The following is a 21,998-nucleotide window of genomic DNA, read 5'->3' as shown; positions in this document are numbered from 1 at the left end:
AGAAGGCGGGAACGACGTGAGCGCTGCGCACCCGGTGGGCGCCGCGACCGGGGATCGACCGGTCGACACCGAACTCCTCGCCCGTGGCGGGGTGGCCCTGACGGTCGACGGCGCCAGGGCGACGGTCACCCTCGACCGCCCCGACCGGCTCAACGCGCAGACCCCGGACACCTGGGCCGCCCTCGCCGCGATCGGCGACGGCCTGTCCGCCGAGGTCCGGGCGGTCGTGGTGCGCGGCGCCGGCCGAGCGTTCTCCGCCGGGCTCGACAAGCGGCTGTTCACCCCCGAGGGCCTCGACGGCACCCCCGGCATCGGGCACATCGCCGGGCTGCCGGACGCCGAGGCCGACGCCACGATCGCGCGCTACCAGGAGGGCTTCGTCTGGCTCCGCGACCCGGCGCGGCTCACCGTCGCCGCCGTGCAGGGCCACGCGATCGGCGGCGGGTTCCAGCTCGCACTCGCCTGTGACCTGCGCATCGCCGCCGACGACGCGAAGTTCAGCATGGCCGAGACGGCGCTCGGCATCGTGCCGGACCTCGGCGGCACCGTCCCGCTCGTCCGGGCCGTCGGTTACGCCCGCGCCGTCGAGATCTGCCTGTCCGGCCGCCGCGTCGGCGCGGAGGAGGCGCTGGCGATCGGGCTGGTCCAGCAGGTCGTGCCCGCCGCGGAGCTCGACACCGCCACCGACGCGCTCGTCACGGCGCTGACCGCCGCGCCCGCGGAGGCCGCCCGGGAGACACTGGCCCTGCTCGCCGGCGTGGCCGACGGGATCGACCCCGCCGGGGCGCTCGCCGCCGAGCGCGCCGCGCAGCTGCGCCGGCTGCGCTCGCTGGCGGCGGGTGAGGGCTGAGCGGGCTCCCGGCCGGGCGCCGGGAGCACGGCGCCGGAAGGTGACGGGGTGGACAACAGGTTCAGCGTGATGAGCGGCGTCGTGCGCGCCGCCGACCCGCCACGCAAGATCACGCCGGGGACGGCGCGGCGCATCTGGGAGTTCGCGCGCCCGCACCGCCGCGGCATCACCGCGTTCCTCGTCCTGACGGTCGTCTCCGCCGTGATCGGGGTGGTGACACCGCTGCTGGCGGGCAAGGTCGTCAACGCCATCGTGCGCGGCGGCGCCGAGCCCGACGCGATGCGGATCGCGGCGGGGGTCGTCCTCGGCCTGGCCGGCGGGATCGCCGCGCTCGCCGTCACCGACGCCGGGCTCGGCCTGGTGTCGCGCTGGTTCTCCGCGCGCGTGGGGGAGCAGCTGATCGTCGACCTGCGGTGCGCGGTCTACGAGCACGTGCAGCGGATGCCGATCGCGTTCTTCACCCGCACGCGCACCGGCGCGCTGGTGAGCCGGCTCAACAACGACGTCATCGGCGCCCAGTCGGCCATCACGACCACGCTCGCGAACCTGGTCAGCAACGCGATCGCCCTCGTGCTGGCGCTCGTCGTCATGCTCGGGCTCGCCTGGCAGGTCACGGTGTGCGCCATGGTCCTGCTGCCCGTCTTCATCGTCCCGGCGCGGCGGATGGGGCACCGGATCGCCGACCTGCGCCGCGAGTCGGCCAACCTCAACGCGTCGATGAGCGCGCAGATGACCGAGCGGTTCTCCGCACCCGGTGCGACGCTCGTGACCCTGTTCGGCCGGCCCGCCGAGGAGGCGGCCGAGTTCCGCACCCGCGCCGTCCGGGTGCGCGACATCGGGGTGCGGACGGCGATGGTGTCGCGGGTGTTCGTCACCTCGCTGTCGCTGGTGTCGGCGCTGGCGCAGGCACTGGTCTACGGCCTGGGCGGGTGGCTCGCCGTGACCGGGCGGATCGAGGCGGGCACGGTCGTCTCGCTCGCCCTGCTGCTCACGCGCCTCTACGGCCCGATGACCGCGCTCGCCAACGCCCGTGTCGACGTCATGACCGCGCTGGTGTCGTTCGAGCGTGTCTTCGAGGTGCTCGACCTCGAACCGATGATCACCGAGCGGCCCGGCGCCGCGGCGGTGCCCGACGGGCCGCTCGGCGTCGTGTTCCGCGACGTCCGCTTCGGCTACCCGGGCGCGGAGCAGGTCTCGCTCGCGTCGCTGGAGGAGGTCGCGGTGCTCGACGACCGCGCCGGCCGCGAGGTCCTGCACGGGGTCGACCTCGACGTCGCACCCGCCACGATGCTCGCCCTGGTGGGTTCCTCGGGTGCGGGGAAGTCGACGATCGCGTCCCTCGTCCCGCGGCTCTACGACGTCGACAGCGGGTCGGTCGAGGTCGGCGGCGTCGACGTGCGGGACCTGACGTTCGCGTCGCTGCGCGGGGCGGTCGGTGTCGTCACCCAGGACGGGCACCTCTTCCACGACACGGTCGCGGCGAACCTGCGCTATGCACGACCCGGTGCCGCCGACGACGAGCTGTGGTCGGCGCTGCGCCGCGCCCGCCTCGACGACATGGTCGCGGCGCTGCCCGACGGCCTCGAGACCGTCGTGGGGGAGCGCGGCTACCGGCTCTCCGGCGGGGAGCGGCAGCGGCTGACGATCGCGCGGCTGCTGCTGGCCCGGCCGCGGGTGGTGATCCTCGACGAGGCGACCGCGCACCTGGACTCGGAGTCCGAGGCGGCCGTGCAGGAGGCGCTGGCGGAGGCGCTCGCCGGGCGGACCGCGGTCGTCATCGCGCACCGGCTCTCGACGGTGCGCGCCGCCGACTCCATCGCCGTCGTGGAGGCCGGGCGGGTCGTCGAGCGCGGCACGCACGAGGCGCTGCTCGCCGCCGGCGGCCGGTACGCGGTGCTGTACCGGACACAGTTCGCCGAGGCCCCCGCGGCGGTCCCCGACGAGGTGTGCGGCATCGACGGCTGCACGGTGCCCCACGGCGGGCCGCACCGTGTCGACGGTCTCGTCGACTGAGCCGCGCACGGGCTGTCGACGTCACGTACCTGCAGGTCGGTGACGTCCGACCCTTCGGGTCCGCCGGGTGCGACGTTGAACCCAGCAGACCGGGCCCACGGTGTCAGCGGATGTGACCGCGGTCAACCCGCCGATCCCGGGTCGCCGTGCCAGCCCCGTCCGGGTGACGTCACCGGACCGTTACCGTCGGGTCTCAGACGTCGGCGGGCGAGCCGCCCGCACGGCGCACCGACTGCTCCACGACGTCGAGGACGTGGCCGAGGTCACCTGCCGGCAGCCCCATTGCGAGGTGTGAAACCAGACCCTCGAGGACGAGCTCCAGGTACTGGGTCAGCACGGTGAGGTCGACGTCGGCGCGCAGCGCACCCGACCCGGCCTGCCGCTCCAGCCGGGCCCGGGTCGCGCCCGTGAGCTCCGCGGAGTACGCCTGCCACGAATCACGGAACGTCGGGTCGGTGCGGGCCTTGCGCGCCATCTCCAGGTAGGTCCCGGTCCAGCCCGCCGGGCGGCTCTCGGGGGAGGACAGCAGCTCGCGCATGACCTGGACGAGACCCTGCTCGGCGACGACCTCGGCCATCACCCGGGCGTCCTGTTCGGCGATCGCGAGGAACAACGCCTGCTTGTCACGGAAGTAGTGGAAGATCGCGCCGCGCGACATCCCGGTGCTCTGTTCGAGCCTGCGGACCGTCGCGCCCTCGTACCCGTGGCGGGCGAAGCAGGCGCGCGCACCGTCGAGGATCTGACGGCGGCGCGCCTCGAGCTGGTCGGAGCTGACGCGGGGCACACAACCAGTATTCCGTACGTACGGATTGCAGCCGAGACCTGCCGGACGTCTGCTCGCCACCCGATGGGCGACCTCCGGTCGTCGGCGAATGTCGGTCCCCCCGAGTACCGTTTTCCGGGTGATGCAGGAGTCGGGTGTCGCCGAGCCGATGGCGGGCCCCTCCCAGGCACGGGTGCAGCAGCTGCGCAGCGTGTCTGAGGCGGAGGCCTACGTGGCGTCGGTGTGTTTCAAGCACGGGCCACCACGGTTGCTCGGGGTCGAGCTCGAATGGCTCGTCCACGCCGGTGCCTCGCCGGGGGCACCGCCGGACAGGGCCACCCTCACCGCGGCGCTCGGCCCGCACGCCCCCACGACGCTCGCCCCGGCGTCCCCGGCACAACCGCTCCCGTACGGTTCCACCGTGACGGTCGAGCCCGGGGGCCAGGTCGAGCTGGCCAGCCCGGCACTCGCCGACCTCGGACCGCTCGTCCGGGCCGTCTGCGCCGACGCCGCGGAGCTCCACCGCCGCCTCGCCGCCCACGGCCTCACGGTTCAGCCGCGAGCCACCGATCCGCTGCGCCCTCCGACGCGCATCCTCGACCTCCCGCGCTACACGGCCATGGAGCGCGCGTTCGACCGCAACGGCCCCCACGGCCGCAGCGGCATGTGCTCCACCACCGCGGTCCAGGTGTGCCTCGACGTCGGCACCGAGGCCGAGCTCCCGCTGCGCTGGGAGGCACTGCACGCCCTCGGCCCGGTGCTGCTGGCCGCGTTCGCCAACTCGCCGGTGCTGCACGGGCGCCGCACGGGCTGGAAGTCCTCGCGCATGGCGTGCTGGCTCTCGGCCGACCCGGCCCGCACGTTCCCGCCCGCGCCGCTGTCGGCCGACCCGGAGGCCGACTGGGCGGCTCGCGTGCTGTCCACGCCGCTGCTGTGCGTGCGCCGCGACGACGGACCGTGGGACGCACCGCCCGGGGTCACGTTCGCCGACTGGATCGCCGGCGCGATGCCCACACCGCCGACCACGGCCGACCTCGACTACCACGTGTCGACGCTGTTCCCGCCGGTCCGGGCACACGGCCATCTCGAGGTCCGCTACGTCGACGGGCAGGCGGGCGACCGGTGGGCGTTGCCCACGGCCGTGCTCGCCGCGCTCCTCTCGCGCCGCGAGGTCACCGAGCAGGTGCGCGAGCTGACCCGGCCGGTGGCCGGACGCTGGATCGAGGCCGCCCGCTGCGGGCTGGAGGACGGTCCCCTCGCCGAGGTGGCCGGACCCGTGTTCGAGCTCGCCTGCTCGGCGCTGCGCGCCCTCGGCCCGCCCGCGGACCTGCAGGACGCACTCGAGGACATGACGGCACGGCAGGTCCTGCGGGGCCGGTGCCCGGCCGACGACCCGCTCGACGAGGAACACCACGCCTGGCCCGTCGACCCGCAGAACGCCTGGGACGTGCTCGCCGACGCCCCGCCCCTGGCCGACGCCTGCCTGGCCCGGCCCACCCGCGCCGACCCCGGCCTGGAAGGACAACCGTCGTGACGATCGACCCCACGACCTTCGACGCGCCCACGACACCCGACGCGCCCACGACACCCGACGAGCCCACGGCCCTCGACGACCTCACGGCCCTCGACGACCACGCCGTCCGTTCGCGGGTGGCCGACCTGCTCGACCGGTCCCGCGCCCGCAGCACCGCGCTCACCGACGCCGTCGACGACGCCGACCTGATGGCCCAGCACTCGCCGCTGATGTCGCCGCTGGTGTGGGACCTCGCGCACATCGGCAGCCAGGAGGAGCTCTGGCTGGTCCGCGACGTCGGCGGCCGCGAACCCCTGCGGCCGGAGATCGACGGGCTCTACGACGCGTTCCAGCACAGCCGGGCCAGCCGCGTCGACCTGCCGCTGCTCACCCCGGCCGAAGCCCGCACCTACGTCGCCGAGGTGCGCGACAAGGCGCTCGACGCGCTCGACCGCACCCCGCTGCGGGGGCGGCGCCTCGTCGACAACGCCTTCGCCTTCGGCATGATCGTGCAGCACGAGCAGCAGCACGACGAGACGATGCTGGCCACCCACCAGCTGCGCGTCGGCGCACCCGTCCTGCACGCCGCGGCACCGCCCGCGGGCCTCGACCCGGTCCGCCTCGGCCCGCGCGAGGTGCTCGTCGCGGGCGGCCGGTCCGAGCAGGGCACCTCCGTCGAACCCTGGGCGCTCGACAACGAACGCCCCGCCCACCCGGTCGACCTGCCCGCCTTCGTGATCGACACCTACCCGGTCACCAACGGCGAGTACCTCGCGTTCGTCGAGGCCGGCGGCTACGACGACCCGCGCTGGTGGAGCGCGGCGGGCTGGGCCCACCGCGTCGCCGCAGGCCTGGTCGCGCCGCAGTTCTGGGAGCGCGACGGCACCGGCGTCTGGTGGCGGCGGCGGTTCGGCGTCGTCGAACCCGTGCCCGCCGACGAACCGGTCGTCCACGTCTGCTTCCACGAGGCCGCCGCCTACGCCACCTGGGCGGGCAAGCGGCTACCCACCGAGGCCGAGTGGGAGAAGGCCGCCCGCCACGACCCCGCCACCGGACGGTCCCGGCGCTACCCGTGGGGCGACGACGACCCGACGTCCGCCCACGCCAACCTGGGACAGCGCCACCTGCAGCCCGCGCCCGTCGGCGCCTACCCGGCCGGGGCCTCCGCCCACGGCGTGCACCAGCTGATGGGCGACGTCTGGGAGTGGTGCGACTCCGGCTTCCACCCTTACCCGGGCTTCGAGATGTTCCCGTACCCGGAGTACTCCCAGGTGTTCTTCGGCGGCGACTACAAGATCCTGCGCGGCGGCTCCTTCGGCACCGACCCGTCCGCCGTCCGGGCGACGTTCCGCAACTGGGACCACCCCGTCCGGCGCCAGATCTTCGCCGGGTTCCGCTGCGCCCGCGACGCGACACCCGCCGAGTCCGCCGGGGGGCTGTGACGGCGTGTGCCGCCATCTCGCACACCTCGGCCCGCCGACGACGCTGTCCGCCCTGCTCACCGAGCCGGCCCACGCACTGCTGCGGCAGTCGTGGGCGCCGGCCGACATGCGCGGTGGCGGCACCGTCAACGCCGACGGCTTCGGCGCCGGCTGGTACCCGGCGTCCGGGGCCGAACCGGTCCGCTACCGCAGCGACCGGCCGATGTGGTCGGACACCTCGTTCGCCTCGATCGCCCCGGCCACCACGTCGCACGCGGTGCTCGCGGCGGTCCGGTCGGCGACCGCCGGCATGCCCGTGGTCACCACCGCCGCCGCGCCGTTCACCGAAGGGCGGTGGCTGTTCAGCCACAACGGCGTCGTCCGCGGCTGGCCGGGATCGGTCGCCGCGCCCGCCGCCCGGCTGCCCGTCACCGACCTGCTCACCCTCGACGCCCCGACCGACTCCGCGACCCTGTGGGCGCTGGTCCGGCACCGGTTGCGCGCCGGGGAGGACCCCGGCGCGGCGCTCGCCGCCGTCGTCGCGGGCGTCGCCGCGGCCGCACCGGGGTCGAGGCTGAACCTGCTGCTCACCGACGGCACCGCGATCTGGGCCACCGCCTGGGACCACGCGCTGTCGGTCCGGACGTGCCCCGACCGCGGCGCGGGAGCCGCCGTCACCGTCGTGTCCGAACCCTTCGACGACCACCCCGGCTGGGAACCGGTGCCCGACCGGCACCTCCTGCACGCCACACCCGGCCGGTACAAGCTCGACGCGCTCACGACCGTGAGCCGCGACAACGGCGACGGCAGCGACCACGCCGCCGCCGGTGATCGGATGGGAATTCGATGAGTCTCGCCGTGCTCGACGTCCACCTCACCGAGGCCGACGCCGCCGCCGCCCTGCGCGCCGACGCCGCGGCCGGGCTGACGGCCGAGCCCAAGGTGTTGCCGCCCAAGTGGTTCTACGACGCCCGCGGCAGCGAGCTGTTCGAGAAGATCACCGAGCTGCCCGAGTACTACCCGACCCGCACCGAACGTGCCCTGCTCGCCGACAGCGTCGACGACATCGCCACCGCCTCCGGAGCCGACACGATCGTCGAGCTCGGGTCGGGGTCGTCGGCGAAGACACGGCTGCTGCTCGACGCCTTCACCCGCGCGGGCACCCTGCGCAGCTACGTGCCCCAGGACGTCAGCGAGGCCGCCCTGCGCGGCGCCCTCGACGCGCTCGCCGGCGAGTACCCCGACCTGGAGCTGCGCGGCGTCGTCGGCGACTTCACCCGCGACCTGGAGCGGCTGCCCCGCGGCGGCCGGCGCATGATCGCGTTCCTCGGCGGCACCATCGGCAACCTGCTGCCCGCCGAGCGGGCCGCGTTCCTCGCCCACGTCCGGTCGGTCCTCGACCCGGGGGAGCAGCTGCTGCTGGGCACCGGGCTCGTCGTCGCACCCGAGGTCGTCGTGCCCGCCTACGACGACGCGGCCGGCGTCACCGCGGAGTTCAACCGCAACGTCCTGCACGTGCTCAACCGCGAGCTCGACGCCGACTTCGTACCCGACGACTTCGCCCACGTCGCACTGTGGGACGCCGAGAACGAGTGGATCGAGATGCGGCTGCGCGCGACCCGGGCGATGACCGTGCACGTCCGCGCGCTCGACCTCGTCGTCGGGTTCGCGGCGGGGGAGGAGCTGCGTACCGAGGTGTCGGCGAAGTTCCACCGCAACGGGGTGCGGGAGATGTACGCGGGCGCCGGGTTCGAGCTGACCCGCTGGTGGGCCGACCCCGACGAGCGCTTCGGGCTGAGCCTCGCGACAGCGGTGTGACGGTGGGGCTGTCGCGCGCGCCGGCTGCACCGGTCGGGGCCCGTGGTTAGGGTCGCGACATGACCGCCCCCGACTGGCGCAGCGCAGGCGTGCGCGTCGTCCCCGCCGACGCGCTCGACACCAACACCCCGCAGACCCCCGGCATGCACCGGGCGGCCGCGATCACCCACGGCCGCACCGGGTCCCAGCGGTTGTGGGCGGGCACGGTGACGATCCACCCCGGAGCGCGGACCGGGGCACACCACCACGGTGAGCTGGAGAGCGTGATCTACGTCGTGCGCGGGGTGGCGCGGATGCGCTGGGGGCAGGAGCTGGAGTTCACCGCGGAGGGCGGCCCGGGCTCGTTCATCTTCGTGCCCCCGTTCGTGCCGCACCAGGAGATCAACGCTCTCGACGACGAGCCGCTGGAGTGCGTCCTGACCCGCAGCGGGCAGGAGCCGATCGTCGTGAACCTCGACATCGAGGGTGTCCCGGAGCCCCAGCACGTGCCATGGGTCGACCCGGGCCACCCGGCGCCGTGACCGGCCCGGCCGGGTCTCACCGGGACCCGACCGTCCTCACGATCAGGTCGAGGCCGTCGGTCGTGCGGCGGCATGAGGTTTCCCGGGCCTGCCCGCTCGTCGACGGGCCCAGCCGGCGGTAGGCCATCACGGCGAGCCGTCCGGCCGGCCCGGTGTCGGACCCCTCTGCTGACACCGAATCATTGACACGACGCGGCCGCGTGGCGAGGCCCGGACCCCGCCACGCGCCCGGTCAGCCCGCCACGACCGGGGGCCGGCGGTCGGCCCAGGGGAGGGCCTGTTCCAGGTCGGCGGCGATCGCGATCAGCGTCGACTCGTCGGCGTACGGGGCGATGAGCTGCACCCCGATCGGCCAGCCCTCCTCGGTGGTGCCCAGGGGGAGGCTGATAGCCGGGTTGCCGGTGACGTTCGACAGCGCGGTGAAGCCGGCGGTGGCGAAGATGCGGTCGTACCAGCCCCGGGCGTCCAGGGACGGGTCGTCGGCGTCGAGGTAGCCGGCGGCGGTGTTGGGCACGTTCATCGTCGGGGTGAGGACGAGGTCCCAGGTCTGGTGGAACGCCGCGACCGAGCGGCGGACCGTGTTGAACGCCCGCTCGGCCGCGTAGATGTCGGCGGCGGACATGGTCCGGCCGAGCTCGGCGCAGGCGCGGACGGTCGCCTCCAGGCTGTCGGGGCCCGGCTCGATGCCGAGGGCGGCGCACACGGTGTCGACGCCGTCGGCGAGGAACGAGCACCAGGCGACCAGGTTGGCGTCGTCGAACGCGGCGGCGTCGACCGGCGGGGCCGCGGGCTCCACGACGTGGCCCAGCCCTTCGAGGGTGCGCCCGACGGACTCCACGGCCGCGACGCACCGCGGGTCGACCGGCCCGTTGCCGGTGAACGGCGCGGTGTGCAGGGCGATCCGCAGTGTCCTGCTGCCGGCACCGACCTCGTCGGCGTAGGGCCGTGCCGGGTCGGGCAGCAGGTAGCGGTCGCCGGGTTCGTGGCCGTGGACGGCGTCGAGCAGGCCCGCGCAGTCGCGCACGGTCCGGGTGAGGGCGAACTCGATGCCCAGCCCGAGGAGCGGGTCGGCGTAGTCGGGTCCGGGGGAGACGCGGCCCTGGCTGGGCTTGAGCCCGACGAGGCCGCACGCGGCTGCGGGGATTCGGATGGAGCCGCCGCCGTCGTTGCCGTGGGCGACGGGCAGCGCCCGGGCCGCGACGAGCGCGGCCGACCCGCCGCTGGACCCTCCGGGGCTGCGGTCGAGGTCCCACGGGTTGCGCACCGAGCCGGTCGCGACGGCCTCGGTGTTGGCGTTGAAGCCGAGCTCCGGGGTCGCGGTGAGGCCGAGGGTCGCGAGGCCGGCGCGGCGGAACCGCGCCATCAGGAGGGTGTCCTCCGGCATCGGCACGCCGGCGCCGAGCAGGCGGGTGCCCGAGCGGGTCGGCACTCCGGCGGCGTGGGCGATGAGGTCCTTGAGGGCGAACGGCACCCCGGCGAACGGGCCGTCGGCGGCGTGGTCGAGGGGCTGCTCGAAGGGGCCGGCCACGAGGCCGTTGAGCGCCGGCTGCACGGCGTCGAGCGCGGCGACCGCGGTCCGGGCCACCTCGTCGGGGTGGACCTGACCGCTGCGGATCAGGTCGGCGAGCGCGGTCGCGTCCAGGTCGGCGTACTCGCTGAGCTCCATGGGGTCCTCCGTCGGCGTCGGCGTGCTCCGTCGGCGGGGAACGCTAGGGAGGGCCGCGGCGCCGGGGATCGGTCGATTGACGGATGCGCGTGCGCGGGTAGCGTTCCGGGGCATGACCGCGCTGGCTGCGGCCCAGGACCTCCGGTCGTTCCTGCGGCGCAACGGCAGCCGCACCGTCGGCTCCGCCCTGGCCGTGGCGGAGGGGCTGCGGGCGGTGGTGCCGTCGGACTGTCTGGCGTTGTCGGTGTGGGACCCGGTGCTGGGCCGGCACCGGGCGCTCGCGTCGACCTACCCGGCGGTGCTGACCGGTTTCCTCGACGACGACATGCACACCGACCCGCTGTTCGGTCTGGTCCGGCGCACCGGCACCCCGACGAGGGTGCGGGACCTGCCGGTGCAGCGTCGTCGTGGCGACATCTTCGAGCTCGTCATCCTGCCCAACGGCTTCCGCGACGGTGTGACGCAGTGCCTGTTCGCCGGCGACGGCCGCTACGTGGGGATGCTGAACGCGAGCACCCTCGACTCCCGCCATCCCGACGACGACACGGTCGCGTTGCTCGCGCTCCTGGGCCCGGACCTGGGCGCCGCGCTCGATCCCGTTCCGCCGCCGGTGCCGGTCACCGCCCGGCTCGGTGACGGGGTCACGGAGGGTTTCCTGGTGGCGCCGGGAGGGCGTGTCGTGTCGCTGTCAGCGGGTCCGCGTCCCGAGCTGCTGGCGCCGCCGTCGCCCCTTCTCGGGGAGGTCATGGGTGTGGGCGGGCCGGTCCGCCGGCTGCTGGTGCACGGCGACGGGGTCCATGAGATCGAGGCGTACCCGACGGCGAGGGGTGTCGTGGTCCTGCACCGGGAGGTGCCGGCGCCTGCCGGGCTGACGGTCCGGGAGCTGCAGGTGCTGGCCGCTGTGGCCGGGGGAGCAAGCAACGCGGGGATCGCCGCGGTGCTGGGCGTGGGGGCGCGGACCGTGGGCACGCACGTCGAGCACGTGCTGGCGAAGACGGGCTGCCGGACCCGCGCGGCGGCTGCGGCGCGGGCGGCGTCGTGGGGGCTGCTCGCCTGACGCTCCATCTGTAAACGACTCATTGACACCACGCGTGGACGGGTGGCCTATGTCGCGGCCGGAGGGAGTCGACGACACCCCGGCCACCACGCAGCGAAGGGGCGGCAGCCCGGCGGCCGTCGACCACCGCCCGGACAGCGGGGTCCCGCACGGTCAGGTCCTTCCGGGAGGCTCTGCTCTGATGTAAACGATTCATTGACGCACCGAAAACGATCATGCCCGCTGGGCGCGTCGAGCACGACGAGAAGGACGGCCACGACAACGGGGGCGGCCCCCGGGGAGGGAACCGCCCCCGTCAGGAGGTGCCGGGATCAGCCGCGGAGCATGCCGCGCAGCACGTACTGCAGGATGCCGCCGTTGCGGTAGTAGTCCGCCTCGCCGGGGGTGTCGATGCGCACGACCGCGTCGAACTCCACCTTCTCGCCGGACGACCGGGTCGCGGTCACGTGCACCGTGCGCGGGGTGGTGCCGGCGTTGAGCTCCTCGATACCGGAGACGTCGAAGGTCTCGGTGCCGTCGAGGCCGAGCGACGAGGCCGTCTCACCCGCCGGGAACTGCAGCGGGATGACGCCCATACCGATGAGGTTCGAGCGGTGGATGCGCTCGAACGACTCGACGATGACCGCCTTGACGCCCAGGAGAGCGGTGCCCTTGGCCGCCCAGTCGCGCGAGGAGCCGGAGCCGTACTCCTTGCCGCCCAGCACGACCAGCGGGGTTCCGGCGGCCGCGTAGTTCTGCGCGGCGTCGTAGATGAACGCCTGCGGCGCGCCGTCGACGGTGAAGTCGCGGGTGTACCCGCCCGACACGTCGTCGAGCAGCTGGTTGCGGAGCCGGATGTTCGCGAACGTGCCGCGGATCATCACCTCGTGGTTGCCGCGGCGCGAGCCGAAGGAGTTGTAGTCCTTCTTGTCGACGCCGTGCTCGTCGAGGTAGGTGGCGGCCGGGGTGCCCGGCTTGATCGAACCGGCGGGGGAGATGTGGTCGGTGGTGACCGAGTCGCCCAGCAGCGCCAGCACCCGGGCCCCGGCGATGTCCTGCACCGGGGACGGCTCGGGCTGCATGCCCTCGAAGTACGGGGGCTTGCGCACGTAGGTGGAGTTCGGGTCCCAGTCGAAGGTGCGGCCCTCGGGTGTGGGCAGCGAGCGCCAGCGCTCGTCGCCGCGGAAGACGTCGGCGTAGCTCTTGGCGAACATCTTCTCGTCGATGGCGCTGTCCATCACCGCGTTGACGTCCTCGGTCGAGGGCCAGATGTCGCGGAGGAACACCTCGTCGCCGTTGCCGTCGACGCCCAGCGGCTGGGTCTCGAAGTCGAAGTCCATCGTCCCGGCCAGGGCGTAGGCGACGACCAGGGGCGGGGACGCCAGGTAGTTCATCTTGACGTCGGGGTTGATCCGGCCCTCGAAGTTGCGGTTGCCCGACAGCACGGACACGACGGACAGGTCGGCCTCGTTGACCGCGGCGGAGACCTCCTCGGGCAGCGGGCCCGAGTTGCCGATGCAGGTGGTGCAGCCGTAGCCGACGAGGTTGTAGCCGAGCTTGTCGAGGTAGGGCCAGAGACCGGCCTTCTCGTAGTAGTCGGTGACGACCTGGGAGCCGGGGGCCATCGAGGTCTTGACCCACGGCTTGACCGTGAGACCCTTCTCGACGGCGTTCTTGGCCAGCAGTGCCGCGCCCAGCATGACGCTGGGGTTCGAGGTGTTCGTGCAGCTGGTGATCGAGGCGATGACGACGGCGCCGTGGTCGAGCACGAACTCGCCGCGGCTCGCGGACTTCACGGTGGTCGGCTTCGACGGGCGCCCGCCGCAGCCGTCGGCGGCGGAGAAGACGACCGGTGCGGGCGCGTCGGTGCTGACGGCGGGTGCGTCGCTGGCGGGGAAGGACTCGGCGCCGGCCTCGTCGACGCCGGTGAGCTCCTCGGCGACGGCGTCGTCGGTGTAGTCGCAGACGGCCGTGCGGAACGCGGCCTTGGCCCCGGCGAGCTCGATGCGGTCCTGCGGGCGCTTCGGGCCGGAGATCGAGGGGACGACGGTCGACAGGTCGAGCTCGAGGGTCTCGGAGAACGTCGGCTCGGCGGCCGGGTCGAGCCAGAGGCCCTGCTCCTTGGCGTAGGCCTCGACGAGCGCGATCTGCTCGGCGGAGCGGCCGGTGAGCTTCAGGTAGCGGACGGTCTCGTCGTCGATCGGGAAGATCGCGGCGGTGGAGCCGAACTCGGGGCTCATGTTGCCGATGGTGGCGCGGTTGGCCAGCGGGACGGCGGAGACGCCGGCGCCGTAGAACTCGACGAACTTGCCGACGACGCCCTGCCTGCGCAGCATCTCGGTGATCGTGAGGACGACGTCGGTGGCAGTGACGCCGGCCGGGATCTCGCCGGAGAGCTTGAAGCCCAGCACCTTCGGGATGAGCATCGACACGGGCTGGCCGAGCATCGCGGCCTCGGCCTCGATGCCGCCGACGCCCCAGCCCAGCACGCCGAGGCCGTTGACCATGGTGGTGTGGGAGTCGGTGCCGACCAGGGTGTCGGGGTAGGCCTGACCGCCGCGCGCCATGACGGTGCGGGCGAGGTGCTCGATGTTGACCTGGTGGACGATGCCGGTGCCCGGGGGGACGACCTTGAACTCGTCGAAGGCGCCCTGGCCCCAGCGCAGGAACTGGTAGCGCTCCTGGTTGCGGCCGTACTCGAACTCGATGTTCTTCTCGAAGGCGTCGGAGGTGCCGAAGAAGTCGATCATGACCGAGTGGTCGATGACGAGCTCGGCGGGGGCGAGCGGGTTGACCTTGGCGGGGTCGCCGCCCATCTCGGTGACGGCTTCGCGCATGGTCGCGAGGTCGACGACGCAGGGGACCCCGGTGAAGTCCTGCATGATCACGCGGGCGGGGGTGAACTGGATCTCGGTGTCGGGGTCGGCGGCCGGGTCCCACCCGGCGATGGCGCGGATGTGGTCGGCGGTGACGTTCGTCCCGTCCTCGGTGCGCAGGAGGTTCTCGAGCAGCACCTTGAGGCTGTACGGGAGCTTCTCCGCGCCCTCGACGGCCGAGAGCCGGAAGATCTCGTAACTGTTCTCGCCGACGTCGAGCGTTGCCTTGGCTCCGAAGCTGTCGGTGCTGGCCACGATGGCTCTACCTCCTGGCGTGGTGGGCGCGGTTCGGCGCGTCTCGGACCCGTCCACGGTGCGGGCGGACCCCTCTGTCTCAAACAGTACGCCCGTCCTACATAGAGGTCGAGCGGGGCCACCCCCGGCACACGACGACGGGGCACGGGCAGTGTGCACCCGTGCCCCGTCGTCGGTCGGAGCGGCCGCCCCGGCGAGGGGACGGAGTGTCCGTCGGCTCAGTTGCCGGCGAGCGCCAGCAGGTCCTTGACGTCCTGCGCGTCGAGCACGCCGAGGATGTCGCCGTAGGCCTGGATCATCGTCTGGGACGGGCTGACGTACCAGGAACCGCCCTCCTCGACCGTGAGCACCTTCACGTTCAGCACCGCCGTGACCAGCTTGGGCAGCACCCGCTGCACCGACGCCGGGAGGCTGGTCGTGGACGACCCGCCGAACTGCTGCAGCAGGTCCGCGCTGCAGAACTTCTGCGACGAGCCCTGGACCTCGACGGTCAGGCAGTCGCTGTCGCGGGTGACCGTGATCTGCTGGCCGCTGCCCTCACTGATGACGAGCTTCTTGAGCTGCAGCGCCGTCATACCGCGGACGGTGCTCGACTCGGTCTCCAGCGACTGCACCTGCAGGCCCGAGGGGGCGCCGCGGCCCGCGGCGTCGATGATCGCCTGTCCGGCGTCGTGGACGACGGCGAGCTCGGTCGGCGGGGCCAGCTCCACGAGCCGGCGCGCGTTCTGGTCCATCAGCGCCTGCACGGTCTGCTTGAGGGCGTCCTCGGCGCTCGACCCGCCGCGGGCGGCGATCGACGTCGCCGGCCAGGGCTTCTTCTCCTGCTGCAGCGCGTAGTCGGCCACCGTGTAGAAGAGGCTCACGTACCACTTGCCGTCGACCTGGACGGTCGCGATGCGGATCGGCTCGCCGTTCTTGCGGACCTCCTCGGCGATGTCGATCGTGTTCGTCTGCGCGCCGGGGACGCCGTCCTTGAAGACGCGGTTCTTGAAGTCGTCGGTGAACGGGATCTTCGCCGGGTCCTGGTTCAGCGTGATCGTGCCCGACACGAGCTTGTTGATGACGACGTTGTCGCGCACCTTCTCCTGGGCGCCCTCGTCGAACTTCAGGTCCTTGAACTCGACGGTGCCGAGCGAGGACGTGGTGTCGGCGTCGGGCTTGAGGATGTCGAGCCGCTTGAGCTGGTCGCCCAGGACCTGGTTCATGTCCGTGGCCAGCGACAGCTCCGCGGGGTGGAGCGTCTTCACCGCACCCAGGTAGTCGTCGGTGGCGAGGTCCTGCGCGAGCAGGGTGACCGCGTCGTGGGGGGTGCCGGCGCCACGGTTGCCGAACACCGTGAAGCCGACGATCACACCGGCCGCGACGACGACGACCGCGATGAGCGCGGTGATGATCGGCCAGCGCTTGCGCTTGGGCGGCTGCGGCGGCGGGCCGGGCGGGGGACCGAACGCGGGCGGCGGGGGAGGGGCGCCGGGGCCGTCGTGGCCCCACTGCCCGGCCGGCGCCGGGGCGCCCGGGTAGCCGCCGGGGTACGGCGCGGTCTGCGGGCCGCCCTGCCAGCCACCCTGCTGGGGCTGCTGGGGGTAGCCGCCCTGCTGCGGATATCCGCCCTGCGGGGGGTACCCACCCTGCTGGGGGTAGGCGTTCTGCTGGTCCCATGCCTGCGCCGGTGGGGGCGGCCACTGCTGGCCCCCGGGCTGGGCCCCCCAGCCCGGCTGCCCACCCTGCGGCCACGGCTGCCCGGGGGGCATCGCTCCACGGCCCTGATCGTCGGTCATGAGTCCCCTCGGTCCTGCTCGCTCGGGCCGCCGGATGCGGCCGCGCCGAAATCGTCGGGTCGAATGGTCCCGGCCCCCTCCGTCGCGCGGAATGGGGTCAGCACTACGTCTGGAATCGGCCCCGGGGGGTGCTACCTCCCCCGCACCGGACGGACAGTATCCGTTACGCCATGTGGTGGAAGTTCACACGGAGAAGCGTGTGACAGTTGGGAACGCGTCGCTCGAATGGCACAGTCCCCTCGGCCTCGTCGGTGATCAACGCGGCCGGATGAGGAGGGGTCGTGCGGGTCGGGCGCGCGGTGCTGGTGGTGGTGTTGTCGGCCGCCCTCGCGTTCACCGCGGGGACGCCGGCGGCGTTCGCGCAGCCGTCCCCACCGCCACCGCCGAACCCCAGCAACCAGGACCTGCAGAACAGCCGCGACGCCGTCGCCGGCCGGTCGGCAGAGGTCGCCCAGCTCACCGGACGACTCGCCGACCTGCAGGCCCAGGCCGACGACCTCCAGATCCAGGTCGCGGAGCAGCACGAGTCGGCCAACGCCGCGCAGGACACGTTCGACTCCGCACAGTCGGCCGCCGAGGCCGCCGCACAGCGCGCCCGGCAGGCCCGGTCGGAGACCGAGGCCGCGGGTGCCTCGATCGACGCCGCCCGCGCCCGGCTGGACGACTTCGTCGCGTCCACGTACCAAGGCGGTCTCGATCTGGGGCCGCTCGGGTTGCTGACGTCGTCGAGCGGTCCGGAGGACTTCGTCGACCGCGCCCAGCTCACCGAGGCGATCACCCAGCAGCAGACCTCGGCGCTGGACTCGCTGCAGCGCGCCCGCGCCGAGAAGGCCAACGCCGACTCCACCGCCCGTGCCGCGCAGGAGGAGGCCGACCGGCAGGCGGCGGCCGCCGCCGCCGCGAAGCAGGCCGCCGACGCCGCACTCGCGCAGGCCCGGCAGGCCGCGGCCGCGCAGGCCCAGCGCCTGCAGGAGGTCACGGCCGAGCAGGCCGACGTGCAGCGCCGGCTCGACGCCGCCGAGAACGCCGACGCCGGGCTGCGGGCCCAGCGGCAGCGCTTCGACACCTGGCAGCGTCAGCAGGCCGAGGCCGAGGCGGCCCGCCAGCGCGCCGAGCAGCAGGCCGCGGCGGCCCGCGCCGGCACCGCCCCGCCGCCGTCGGCGCCGCGCACCGGCGGGTCGGTGCAGACCGTCATCGACCGGGCGATGTCGCAGCTCGGCGTCATCTACGCCTGGGGTGGTGGCACGGCCCGGGGTCCCAGCCTCGGCATCCGCGACGGTGGCGTGGCCGACGCCAACGGCGACTACAAGAAGATCGGTTTCGACTGCTCCGGTCTGATGCTCTACGCCTTCGCCGGAGTGGGGATCCGGTTGCCGCGCTACAGCGGCAACCAGCACGCGGCCGGCAAGCAGGTCCCGTTGTCGCAGATGCGCCCCGGCGACATGCTGGCCTGGGCGCGCAACGGCCGCGTCTACCACATCGCGCTCTACATCGGGAACGGCAAGATGGTCGAGGCGCCCTACTCGGGCGCGCGGGTGCGGGTGAGCCCGGTGCGCTACGCGGGGCTGCTGCCGACCGTCGCGAGGATGCTCTGACCCCGACCGGGGAGGGCTCACCGTCGTCACACGGTGCAGGCGGTTGGATGGGCGACGTGAGCGTGCCCGAGTCCGTACCCCCCGGCCCGCCGGCGTCGACCCCGGCCACGAGCCCCGGGACCCCTCCCGCGGCCACCCCTCCCGCGGCCACCGACGAGAGCCCCGCGACGCCCGCGCGCGACGCCGAGCTGATCGAGCGCGTCGTGTTCGAGATCAAGCGGGTCATCGTCGGGCAGGACCAGCTCGTCGAGCGCATGCTCGTCGGGTTGCTGGCCAAGGGGCACCTGCTCATCGAGGGTGTCCCCGGCGTCGCGAAGACGCTGGCGGTGGAGACGGTGGCGAAGGTCGTCGGCGGCTCGTTCGCCCGCCTGCAGTTCACCCCGGACCTGGTGCCCGCCGACATCCTCGGTACCCGCATCTACCGGCAGGGCCGGGAGGAGTTCGACGTCGAGCTCGGTCCGGTCGTCGCCAACTTCGTGCTGGCCGACGAGATCAACCGCGCACCCGCCAAGGTGCAGTCGGCGATGCTCGAGGTCATGGCCGAGCGACACGTGTCCATCGGCGGGCGCACGTTCTCGATGCCCGACCCGTTCCTGGTGCTGGCCACCCAGAACCCCATCGAGAACGAGGGTGTGTACCCGCTGCCCGAGGCGCAGCGCGACCGCTTCCTGTTCAAGATCGTCGTCGACTACCCCGGGGTCGAGGAGGAGCGGGAGATCGTCTACCGGATGGGCGCGGAGCCGCCCGTCGCGAACCGGGTGATCGACCCGACGGTCCTGATCCGGTTGCAGGGCGCGGCGTCGCGGGTGTTCGTCCACCACGCCCTGGTCGACTACGTGGTCCGGCTCGTGGTGGCCACCCGCACGCCCGCCGAGCACGGTCTGTCCGACGTCGCGGGCTGGGTGGCCTACGGGGCGTCGCCGCGCGCGACGCTCGGCATCGTGGCCGCCGCCCGTGCGCTCGCCCTGCTGCGGGGCCGCGACTACGTGCTGCCCCAGGACGTCCTCGACGTGGCCCCCGACGTGCTGCGCCACCGCCTCGTGCTGTCCTACGACGCGGTGGCCGACCAGGTCCCCGTCGACCACATCGTGTCGCGGGTACTGCAGACGGTGCCGTTGCCGCAGGTCAGCGCTCGGCCGCAGTACAGCCCGGCCGGCGCCGCGACGTGAGTCCCGACGCCGCGAACGGTGCGGCGCCGCCCGTCCGTCCGGCGTCCGCCGCGCCCGGTGCCCGCCGGCGGGCCACGGCGCCGCCGTCGTTGCGCGACGGGCGGCTGGAGGCCGCGCTGCGCAACCTCGAACTGACGGTCCGCGGCCGGCTCGACGGGCTGCTGCAGGGCAACCACCTCGGGCTCGTCCCGGGGCCGGGCAGCGAGCTGGGCGAGGCGCGGGTCTACCAGCCGGGCGACGACGTGCGCCGCATGGACTGGGCCGTCACCGCCCGCACCACCGAGGCCCACATCCGCGAGACGGTCGCCGACCGCGAGCTGGAGACCTGGGTGGTGCTGGACCTCTCGGCGAGCCTCGACCTGGGTACCGCGGCGTGCGAGAAGCGCGACCTGGCCGTCGCCGCACTGGCGGCGATCGCGCACCTGACCCGCGGGGGCGGCAACCGCATCGGCGCGATCATCGCGACGGGGGAGCAGACCGCCCGCATCCCCGCCCGCGGCGGTACCGCGCACGCCCGCGGGCTGGTCCGGCGGGCCGCGGAGCTGCCCCGCGCCCCCGAGGGCACCCGCGGCGACCTGGCCGAGGCGCTGGAGCAGCTGCGCCGCCCGCCGCGCCGGCGTGGGCTGGCCGTCGTCGTCTCCGACTTCCTGGGCGAGCCGACGTGGGAACGCGCGCTGCGCGGCCTGTCGGCGCGTCACGACCTGCTCGCGATCGAGGTGCTCGACCCGAGCGAGCTCGACCTGCCCGACGCGGGCACCGTCGTCCTCGCCGACCCCGAGACGGGCCGCCAGCGCGAGGTGCAGGTGACACCGCTGTTGCGCCGTGAGTTCGCCGCGGCCGCGGGCGCCCACCGCGACCGGGTCGCCACCACGCTGCGCCGCTGCGGCGCCGCCCAGCTCACGCTGCGTACCGACTCCGACTGGATCGCCGACATCGTGCGGTTCGTGCTGGCCCGCAAGCGCGCCTGGTCCGGAGGCGGCCGGTGACGTTCGCACACCCGTGGTGGCTGCTGGGCCTGCTCGTGGTCGCCGCGCTCGTCGCGGGATACGTCTGGCTGCTGCGCCGGCGGCGGCGCGACGTCGTCAAGTTCACCAACCTGGAGCTGCTCGACAGCGTCGCCCCGAAGCGTCCCGGCTGGTACCGGCACCTCCCGGCGGCGGCGATGATCCTCGCGCTGACCGTGCTGGTGATCGCCGTCGCCGGGCCGCAGGCCGACGCCCGGGTGGCCCGCAACCGGGCCACCGTCGTCCTGGTGATCGACGTGTCGCTGTCGATGCAGGCCACCGACGTCGCCCCCAACCGGCTCGCGGCGGCGCAGGCGGCGGCCAAGTCGTTCGCCGACCAGCTCACCCCGGGCATCAACCTGGGGCTGGTGTCGTTCTCCGGCACCGCCGCGGTGCTGGTGTCGCCGACGACCGACCGCACCGCGGTCAGCCAGGCCGTCGACGGGCTCAAGCTGTCGGAGTCCACGGCGACCGGCGAGGCCATCTTCGCGGCGTTGCAGTCGATCGACTCGTTCTCCCGCACGGTGGCCGCGTCCGGCGCGGAGGGCCCGCCACCGGCGCGGATCGTGCTGATGAGCGACGGGAAGCAGACCGTTCCCGGGCCCGACGGCGAGAACGAGCCCCGCGGCTCGTTCACCGCGGCCCGCCAGGCGGCGGCGGCCGAGATCCCCGTGTCGACGATCTCCTTCGGCACCGAGTACGGCACGATCGACATCGAGGGTGGCCGGACCCGCGTCGCGGTCGACGACGCGTCGATGCAGGAGATCGCGGCCCTGTCGGGTGGGCAGTTCTTCACCGCGGCGTCGGAGGCCGAGCTGCGGCAGGTGTACTCGGAGCTGGGTGAGCAGATCGGCTACGAGACGCGCCGCGTCGACACCAGCCGGCCCTGGCTGATGGGTGGCGCGCTGCTGCTGGTCCTGGGGCTCGGCGCGGGCATCGCGATGGGCCGCAGGCTGCCCTGACGGGCGGTCCGGGTGCCGACCCCGGTGCACTAGGTTCTCCGTACGTGGGACGAAGCGTGCTGGTGACCGGAGGAAACCGCGGGATCGGGCTCGCGATCGCGAAAGCGTTCGCCGCCCAGGGCGACCAGGTGGCGGTGACGTACCGCAGCAGCGCCGACGGCCTGCCCGACGACCTGCTGCCCGTGCAGTGCGACGTCACCGACGCCGAGGCGGTCGACCGGGCGTTCACCGAGGTCGAGGAGAAGCACGGCAACGTGGCCGTCCTGGTGTCCAACGCGGGCATCACCGACGACGGCCTGCTGATGCGGATGAGCGAGGACTCGTTCACCCGCGTCGTCGACGCGAACCTGACCGCGGCGTACCGCGTCGCGAAGCGGGCGTCGCGGGGCATGTTGCGTGCCAAGGGCGGCCGCATGATCTTCGTGTCGTCGGTGGTCGGGCTGCTGGGTTCGGCCGGCCAGGTCAACTACGCCGCCTCCAAGGCCGGGCTCGTCGGCCTCGCCCGGTCCGTGGCGCGTGAGCTGGGCTCGCGCGGCATCACCGCCAACGTCGTGGCGCCCGGGTTCGTCGACACCGACATGACCCGTGCGCTGCCCGATGCCCGCCGGGCCGAGATCGTCGCCCAGGTCCCGCTCGGCCGCTACGCCGCCGTCGAGGAGGTCGCGTCCGCGGTGACCTGGCTGGGCTCGGAGCACGCCGGCTACGTCACCGGGGCCGTGATCCCGGTCGACGGCGGCCTCGGCATGGGCCACTGACCT

17 protein-coding genes are annotated in these 21,998 nt (G+C 73.8%); 13 read left to right on the top strand and 4 right to left on the bottom strand.

All coding sequences use genetic code 11. From position 1 onward, the window contains the following. The first annotated feature begins 16 nt into the window (after nt 1-16). Both AB7F12_RS03000 and AB7F12_RS02995 read left to right on the top strand, forming a co-directional pair. Nucleotides 17-850, top strand: a complete 834-nt coding sequence (locus tag AB7F12_RS03000; protein WP_428496617.1) for an enoyl-CoA hydratase/isomerase family protein — start codon at nt 17-19, stop codon at nt 848-850. Nucleotides 851-898: 48 nt separating this feature from the next. Further along, a complete protein-coding gene (locus tag AB7F12_RS02995; protein ID WP_428496616.1) occupies nt 899-2,863 on the top strand; it encodes an ABC transporter ATP-binding protein in 1,965 nt (654 codons plus the stop codon). 193 nt (nt 2,864-3,056) lie between these two features. On the opposite strand, the gene AB7F12_RS02990 is transcribed toward AB7F12_RS02995, so the two are convergent. After that, nucleotides 3,057-3,647: a TetR/AcrR family transcriptional regulator gene (locus tag AB7F12_RS02990; protein ID WP_428496615.1), complete on the bottom strand. Its 591-nt coding sequence runs from the start codon at nt 3,645-3,647 to the stop codon at nt 3,057-3,059. A gap of 121 nt (nt 3,648-3,768) precedes the next feature. Between AB7F12_RS02990 and egtA the strand changes: the two genes are divergently transcribed. The 5 genes from egtA to AB7F12_RS02965 are packed head-to-tail and all read left to right on the top strand — an operon-like array spanning nt 3,769 to nt 8,899. Further along, entirely contained in the window at nt 3,769-5,160 is a 1,392-nt protein-coding gene (gene egtA / locus AB7F12_RS02985) for an ergothioneine biosynthesis glutamate--cysteine ligase EgtA (RefSeq protein WP_428496682.1), read from the top strand. Next, nucleotides 5,157-6,581 carry an ergothioneine biosynthesis protein EgtB gene (gene egtB / locus AB7F12_RS02980; protein ID WP_428496614.1) on the top strand — a complete coding sequence of 475 codons (1,425 nt, stop codon included), beginning with the start codon at nt 5,157-5,159 and terminating at the stop codon, nt 6,579-6,581. The genes egtA and egtB overlap by 4 nt, the downstream gene beginning before the upstream one ends. A gap of 4 nt (nt 6,582-6,585) precedes the next feature. Further along, entirely contained in the window at nt 6,586-7,410 is an 825-nt protein-coding gene (gene egtC / locus AB7F12_RS02975) for an ergothioneine biosynthesis protein EgtC (RefSeq protein ID WP_428496613.1), read from the top strand. Further along, on the top strand, nt 7,407-8,378 hold the full coding sequence (egtD, locus tag AB7F12_RS02970) for an L-histidine N(alpha)-methyltransferase (RefSeq protein ID WP_428496612.1): 972 nt from the start codon (nt 7,407-7,409) through the stop codon (nt 8,376-8,378). The genes egtC and egtD overlap by 4 nt, the downstream gene beginning before the upstream one ends. Nucleotides 8,379-8,437: 59 nt before the next feature. After that, nucleotides 8,438-8,899, top strand: a complete 462-nt coding sequence (locus tag AB7F12_RS02965; RefSeq protein WP_428496611.1) for a cupin domain-containing protein — start codon at nt 8,438-8,440, stop codon at nt 8,897-8,899. Between the two features lie 232 nt (nt 8,900-9,131). On the opposite strand, the gene AB7F12_RS02960 is transcribed toward AB7F12_RS02965, so the two are convergent. Continuing rightward, on the bottom strand, nt 9,132-10,565 hold the full coding sequence (locus AB7F12_RS02960) for an amidase (RefSeq protein ID WP_428496610.1): 1,434 nt from the start codon (nt 10,563-10,565) through the stop codon (nt 9,132-9,134). 112 nt (nt 10,566-10,677) lie between these two features. On the opposite strand from AB7F12_RS02960, the gene AB7F12_RS02955 reads away from it, so the two are divergent. Then, nucleotides 10,678-11,622, top strand: a complete 945-nt coding sequence (locus AB7F12_RS02955) for a helix-turn-helix transcriptional regulator (RefSeq protein WP_428496609.1) — start codon at nt 10,678-10,680, stop codon at nt 11,620-11,622. A 311-nt stretch (nt 11,623-11,933) separates the two neighbouring features. Here AB7F12_RS02955 and acnA read toward each other — a convergent pair whose 3' ends face one another. Together acnA and AB7F12_RS02945 are read right to left on the bottom strand one after the other, a co-directional pair. Then, nucleotides 11,934-14,732 (bottom strand): aconitate hydratase AcnA, encoded by a 2,799-nt coding sequence (gene acnA / locus AB7F12_RS02950; RefSeq protein WP_428496608.1) that lies wholly within the window; start codon nt 14,730-14,732, stop codon nt 11,934-11,936. Between the two features lie 218 nt (nt 14,733-14,950). Then, nucleotides 14,951-16,510: a flagellar basal body protein FliL gene (locus AB7F12_RS02945; RefSeq protein WP_428496607.1), complete on the bottom strand. Its 1,560-nt coding sequence runs from the start codon at nt 16,508-16,510 to the stop codon at nt 14,951-14,953. Nucleotides 16,511-16,791: 281 nt separating this feature from the next. Here AB7F12_RS02945 and AB7F12_RS02940 point away from each other — a divergent pair, with 281 nt between their 5' ends. From AB7F12_RS02940 to fabG, 5 genes are all read left to right on the top strand, one after another. After that, nucleotides 16,792-18,105, top strand: coding sequence for an NlpC/P60 family protein (locus AB7F12_RS02940; protein WP_428496606.1), 1,314 nt, complete (start codon nt 16,792-16,794; stop codon nt 18,103-18,105). Between the two features lie 188 nt (nt 18,106-18,293). Further along, nucleotides 18,294-19,274: an AAA family ATPase gene (locus AB7F12_RS02935; RefSeq protein ID WP_428496681.1), complete on the top strand. Its 981-nt coding sequence runs from the start codon at nt 18,294-18,296 to the stop codon at nt 19,272-19,274. 89 nt (nt 19,275-19,363) lie between these two features. Then, complete coding sequence (locus tag AB7F12_RS02930) at nt 19,364-20,260, top strand: DUF58 domain-containing protein (protein WP_428496680.1); 897 nt, start codon at nt 19,364-19,366, stop codon at nt 20,258-20,260. Beyond that, a complete protein-coding gene (locus AB7F12_RS02925) occupies nt 20,257-21,240 on the top strand; it encodes a VWA domain-containing protein (protein ID WP_428496605.1) in 984 nt (327 codons plus the stop codon). Before AB7F12_RS02930 ends, AB7F12_RS02925 begins: the two co-directional genes overlap by 4 nt. A 44-nt stretch (nt 21,241-21,284) precedes the next feature. Continuing rightward, nucleotides 21,285-21,995: a 3-oxoacyl-ACP reductase FabG gene (gene fabG / locus AB7F12_RS02920; RefSeq protein WP_428496604.1), complete on the top strand. Its 711-nt coding sequence runs from the start codon at nt 21,285-21,287 to the stop codon at nt 21,993-21,995. The last annotated feature ends 3 nt before the right edge of the window (nt 21,996-21,998 follow it).

This window comes from Pseudonocardia sp., assembly GCF_050250275.1.
In the GTDB taxonomy this organism is placed as follows: Bacteria; Actinomycetota; Actinomycetes; order Mycobacteriales; family Pseudonocardiaceae; genus Pseudonocardia.
The sequence above is the reverse complement of the archived record's forward strand: the minus strand, read 5'-3'. Positions and strand labels throughout refer to the sequence as shown.

Excerpts from the sequence above, each read along its gene's own strand:
- AB7F12_RS02965 (WP_428496611.1), top strand. The coding sequence starts at position 8,438 with ATGACCGCCCCCGACTGGCGCAGCGCAGGCGTGCGCGTCGTCCCCGCC.
- AB7F12_RS02945 (WP_428496607.1), bottom strand. The coding sequence starts at position 16,510 with ATGACCGACGATCAGGGCCGTGGAGCGATGCCCCCCGGGCAGCCGTGG.
- egtA (WP_428496682.1), top strand. The coding sequence starts at position 3,769 with ATGCAGGAGTCGGGTGTCGCCGAGCCGATGGCGGGCCCCTCCCAGGCA.
- egtD (WP_428496612.1), top strand. The coding sequence starts at position 7,407 with ATGAGTCTCGCCGTGCTCGACGTCCACCTCACCGAGGCCGACGCCGCC.
- AB7F12_RS02955 (WP_428496609.1), top strand. The coding sequence starts at position 10,678 with ATGACCGCGCTGGCTGCGGCCCAGGACCTCCGGTCGTTCCTGCGGCGC.
- AB7F12_RS02960 (WP_428496610.1), bottom strand. The coding sequence starts at position 10,565 with ATGGAGCTCAGCGAGTACGCCGACCTGGACGCGACCGCGCTCGCCGAC.